This window comes from Hoylesella timonensis S9-PR14 (genome assembly GCF_000762405.1).
In the GTDB taxonomy this organism is placed as follows: Bacteria; Bacteroidota; Bacteroidia; order Bacteroidales; family Bacteroidaceae; genus Prevotella; species Prevotella timonensis_A.
In genome coordinates this window covers 1-3188 of sequence record NZ_JRPQ01000156.1, presented here as the reverse complement: position 1 = coordinate 3188, position 3188 = coordinate 1, and the positions used below count along the sequence as shown (strand labels likewise).

Below are 3188 nucleotides of genomic sequence, written 5' to 3'. Positions count from 1 at the left end.
GAAACTTATTTACTTAGCATATCAAACAGATGCTTGGCACTCTGTCGAGACAAGGAAACTTGTTTACATTGGTGAGAATTTGGAAGAAACCATCCGTAAGATGGTAGATTTCCTTTCATTAACCGAAGAAGATGCAAAACAGCTTAGACAGTGGAGACAGACCTCATGTAACAATAGGGACTTTGAAGTTATGATTGAACGCCAGTTCGTAAATGACTTTACCGTTTAATTCAAAACAACAAAAGATTATGAAAAAAGAAAAACAAAGGAAGAAGATGAGCTACAAAGCAAAAGCAAGAGTAAAGGTTATTACCGAAGCGGGCAAATGGTATTTGGCCGAGATTAAGGGACTCAAAGAGGGAACTATTGTTGAGGGTATATACAACCCTCTGAACAGGGCGTTCGACTTCTACTGGAACGGTGAGGGGGCAATGCTTTGGATTGGCGAGAATGGAGAATTGATAGACGAATAATTGGATAATTAAAAATAAGACACAATGAACATTTTTACAAATAATGCAGATTTCTACCCAACTCCTGACGAGGTGATAAACACAATGATGATGGGAGAGAATTTTATCGGGAAGACAATCCTTGAGCCTTCGGCAGGGAAAGGAAATATTGTTGACTGGCTCAAAAAGAATGGAGCAGGAAAGATTATTGCTTGTGAAAAGGACGCTAACCTCAAAAAACTTCTGAACGGAAAATGCGAAATGATTGCGGATGACTTCCTGACCGTTTCTTCAGAACAGATTAGCCATGTAGACTATATTGTAATGAATCCTCCTTTTTCAGAAGGAGCAAAACATATTCTTCATGCGTTTGAGATTGCTCCAGCAGGATGTACCATCATTGCCTTGTGTAACAGCGAAAGCATAAATCAAGGATGGGAACGGAATACAACCAAGGAGAAATTGAAAGAAACAATTGATCTTTATGGGTGCGAGGAATTCTTAGGTAGAGTTTTTGATAATGCAGAACGAAAGACTAATGTCAATGTGAGTATGATAAAGTTGTATAAAGAAGGTGAGGGACAGGATGAATTTGAGGATTACCTTTTTTCCAATGAAGACGACACACTGAATGCTAATGAGACGGAAGGCCTGGTGCAATACAATGTGGTACGGGATATGGTAAACCGCTACGTTGCAGCAGTAAAACTTTTCGACGAGACGATGGCTGCAGCAGAGAAAATTAATTCTGTGGCATGTTTTGGTGGCAACAAGGATGGTTATCTCCCTGTAAGGTTTGCTGTGGTTGATGCTTCCAATAATGTTGTCCATATCAGCCGACAACAATACAAAAAGGAGTTGCAGAAATATTATTGGAGACGAATATTCGGAAAGCTGAACATGGAAAAGTATGCCACACAGAAATTACGGGAACAGATAAACAAGTTCGTGGAGCTGCAGACAAATGTTCCCTTTACCATGCACAATATTTATCAGGTTCTTAACATGGTCATCCAAACGACAGGACAGCGTATGAATACTGCAATACTCGAAGCATTCGACCTGATTTGCTCTTTCTCTGACGAAAACTCTACGGCAGGGGAAAAATGGAAGACAAACGCAAACTATATGGTCAACCGTAAGTTTATCGTTCCATACATGACTTCCTATGACCCCAAATGGCCGAGAGACTATCTTTATCTTGGATATGGAGGTATGGCAAACAGAATGGAGGATGTTTGTAAAGCTCTTTGTTTCATTACAGGTAAGAACTACGATTGCGTTGGAAGTCTTGACTATTTTGTACGAGATAACAAATTGGTATGGGGAAAAACTTTCGAGTGGGGATTCTTTAGGTGCAAGGGCTTTAAGAAAGGAACAATGCACTTTGAGTTTAAGGATGAAGAGGTGTGGATGAAGTTCAACCGTGAAGTGGCAAAGCAGCGAGGATGGGTACTGCCGAAAAAGAAATGTGTATAAAGCAAATGTCAGGGAGGTTGTAAGGACGACCTGCAATCTTCCTGAATATAAAAAATATTCTGTCTTTCAGAATTTTGTTGCTTGTTTGTTTTGCGTTTTGGGAATATCTTCATATCTTTGTTGCGAANAAAGACAATCACTGATATGAGAGTTATCTCACAAAAGAAGATCAAAGACTTCTACGAGCAGCCACAATACGAACAGGCTAAGATACCTTTACAGCAGTGGTACTACACTGTAAGAAACAGAGAATACAAGAGCTTTGGCCAAATACTGGCGGACTTCACAGACGCTGTGAGAGAAAAAGGCTTGTATATCTTCAGTATTGATGAAGGCAACTATAAAATTGCTACTTCGATATATTTCGACACAGGATGTATATATGTGAGGTTTGTGGCATCTTTAGCTGACTATAAGACTCTCATCGATGAGTGGAATGTGACAGTATGAAAATATCAAAAGGGCAATACAAGTACGCCGAAAGACGGGTAGAAAAACTGTTGGAGATCGTGACGGATGCGACACTGCCGACATCGCCAGAGTACATGGAACTCTCTATCATGAGTAGCATCGTGGAGGAATATGAGAAGAAACATCATCCAATAGAGAAACTTACGCTCGCCGAAGTTATAAAACAAGGCCTGAAAGATAAGGGAATGACACAGAAAGAACTATCCGAGGCTGTAGGGCTTAGCACCAGCAGGATAAGTGATTTTACAAAAGGGAGGAGCGAACCAACATTAGCTAAAGCAGGAGAAATATGCAAGATACTTGATATTCTGCCTGAAGCTATGCTAAACTTATAAATAAGAGGGAGGAATGGTTATGGCATTTGAAATTGAGGTCGACAGAGAACATATCGAGAACACTTTATCCGTCACCTATACAATGGGACAGATAAACTCATATATGGAGATCATTCGTGAACTTAAGGAAATTCCAGAAAACGATGTGGTTAACATCAAAGAGACAATCGGAAGACTGCAAGACAGAATACAAATGCTGCTTGCATTAAACCCAAAAGCGGAGTTGGAATTGAAAACTTCAACACCTGAAGAACTTAAAATATAACAAGGAATAAATAAAATGTAACTAAAAAAGAAAGGAAACGTACTATGTTAGATTTGATAGCATCAGCCCTAATAATGGGAGTAGGTTTGAAAGCAATAGTCGGTGGTGATACTGGCCGAAAGAGAGGAAGAAAAAATAGCAACTATAAGGATGCTATGGGGTGGTCGCACGATAACCACAAAAAAT

Annotated in this window: 6 protein-coding genes; all 6 read left to right on the top strand. The window is 39.7% G+C overall.

From position 1 onward, the window contains the following. Nucleotides 1–229, top strand: a 229-nt coding sequence (locus HMPREF9304_RS10000; protein WP_081953693.1) for a hypothetical protein, incomplete at its 5' end; no start/stop codon positions are given. A gap of 19 nt (nucleotides 230–248) precedes the next feature. Next, a complete protein-coding gene (locus HMPREF9304_RS09995; RefSeq protein ID WP_231564511.1) occupies nucleotides 249–473 on the top strand; it encodes a hypothetical protein in 225 nt (74 codons plus the stop codon). A gap of 24 nt (nucleotides 474–497) precedes the next feature. After that, complete coding sequence (locus HMPREF9304_RS09990; RefSeq protein WP_036928657.1) at nucleotides 498–1931, top strand: class I SAM-dependent methyltransferase; 1434 nt, start codon at nucleotides 498–500, stop codon at nucleotides 1929–1931. Between the two features lie 144 nt (nucleotides 1932–2075). Further along, nucleotides 2076–2381 carry a type II toxin-antitoxin system HigB family toxin gene (locus HMPREF9304_RS09985; RefSeq protein ID WP_036928656.1) on the top strand — a complete coding sequence of 102 codons (306 nt, stop codon included), beginning with the start codon at nucleotides 2076–2078 and terminating at the stop codon, nucleotides 2379–2381. After that, a complete protein-coding gene (locus HMPREF9304_RS09980) occupies nucleotides 2378–2737 on the top strand; it encodes a helix-turn-helix domain-containing protein (RefSeq protein WP_036928655.1) in 360 nt (119 codons plus the stop codon). The genes HMPREF9304_RS09985 and HMPREF9304_RS09980 overlap by 4 nt, the downstream gene beginning before the upstream one ends. A 19-nt stretch (nucleotides 2738–2756) precedes the next feature. After that, complete coding sequence (locus HMPREF9304_RS09975) at nucleotides 2757–3002, top strand: hypothetical protein (protein WP_036928653.1); 246 nt, start codon at nucleotides 2757–2759, stop codon at nucleotides 3000–3002. The last annotated feature ends 186 nt before the right edge of the window (nucleotides 3003–3188 follow it).

Coding starts and splice junctions, on each gene's coding strand:
- HMPREF9304_RS09995 (WP_231564511.1), top strand. CDS start 249: ATGAAAAAAGAAAAACAAAGGAAGAAGATGAGCTACAAAGCAAAAGCA.
- HMPREF9304_RS09990 (WP_036928657.1), top strand. CDS start 498: ATGAACATTTTTACAAATAATGCAGATTTCTACCCAACTCCTGACGAG.
- HMPREF9304_RS09980 (WP_036928655.1), top strand. CDS start 2,378: ATGAAAATATCAAAAGGGCAATACAAGTACGCCGAAAGACGGGTAGAA.
- HMPREF9304_RS09985 (WP_036928656.1), top strand. CDS start 2,076: ATGAGAGTTATCTCACAAAAGAAGATCAAAGACTTCTACGAGCAGCCA.
- HMPREF9304_RS09975 (WP_036928653.1), top strand. CDS start 2,757: ATGGCATTTGAAATTGAGGTCGACAGAGAACATATCGAGAACACTTTA.